The following is a 1,050-nucleotide window of genomic DNA, read 5'->3' as shown; positions in this document are numbered from 1 at the left end:
CCGGTATCGCCGTGTTCCGGGTGGTGTTCCCCGAGGGCATGGATGCCAACGGCTATCTGTGTCAGGTCGCCGAGCCGGAACGGGCCTTCGGGTTGTTGCTGGACAGTGCCGTGTCGATGCAGGATGCAGCAGAGGTACAGGCCACCACCGCCACAGAGCGGGCCGCGCTGGCAGAACATCAGCCGGTTCCGGTGCCGGAAACGGTCAGCGCCTTAGCCGCCGGAATAGCCGCGTTGCCGTCAATGCCCAATGTGGTCTGGGAAACCGGCGCTAACGGCGAGATATCCCTGACGCTGGGCACACAACAGTGGGGTATCCGGGGCCTGTCACAGGTGAAAGCCGGGGCGGCAGTGATGAAAGTGAATGTTCAGGTCGTTGATACCGACAGCGGCGTGATGTTCGCCGACAGCGTGGACATGATGAGCGCCCGCAGCCGGGGCGGGTATGCGCGGCTGGCCGCCACCGAACTCGGGCTGGCCGAAGGTGACCTGCGCCGGGCGCTGGGGCAGGTGTTGCTGGTACTGGAGCAGTGTCAACAGGCCGGCGTCAGTGAGCAAACCGAAACCCCGCCGGTTCCCGAACTGAGCGAGGACCAGCGGGCCGCGGCGCTGGCGCTGCTGCAAGACCCGAAACTGAGCGAGCGCATCACCGCTGATTTAGCCGCCTGTGGCGTGGTGGGCGAATCCACTAACCTGCTGGCCGGTTACTTAGCCGCCGTCAGTCGCAAGCTGGAGCGTCCGCTGGCGGTGCTGATACAAAGCAGTTCGGCGGCAGGGAAAAGCAGCTTAATGGATGCGGTCCTCAATCTGATACCGGAAGAGGAACGGCTGCAATACAGCGCCATGACCGGCCAGAGTCTGTTTTATCTGGGGGAAACCAATCTCCAGCACAAGATACTGGCGATAGCGGAAGAAGAAGGAGTGCGGCAGGCCGCCTATGCCCTCAAGCTGTTACAAAGCGACGGCGAACTGACCATTGCCAGCACCGGTAAAGACGATGCCAGCGGGAATCTGGTCACCAAACAGTACACGGTGAAAGGGCCGGTGATGC

1 pseudogene is annotated in these 1,050 nt (G+C 62.7%); it reads left to right on the top strand.

The window, feature by feature from the left end:
• Positions 1-1,050: pseudogene (locus EAE93_RS23865) on the top strand (DNA primase); the annotation flags it as partial.

The organism is Photorhabdus akhurstii, from assembly GCF_018448925.1.
Taxonomy (GTDB): domain Bacteria; phylum Pseudomonadota; class Gammaproteobacteria; order Enterobacterales; family Enterobacteriaceae; genus Photorhabdus; species Photorhabdus akhurstii.
The sequence above is the reverse complement of the archived record's forward strand: the minus strand, read 5'-3'. Positions and strand labels throughout refer to the sequence as shown.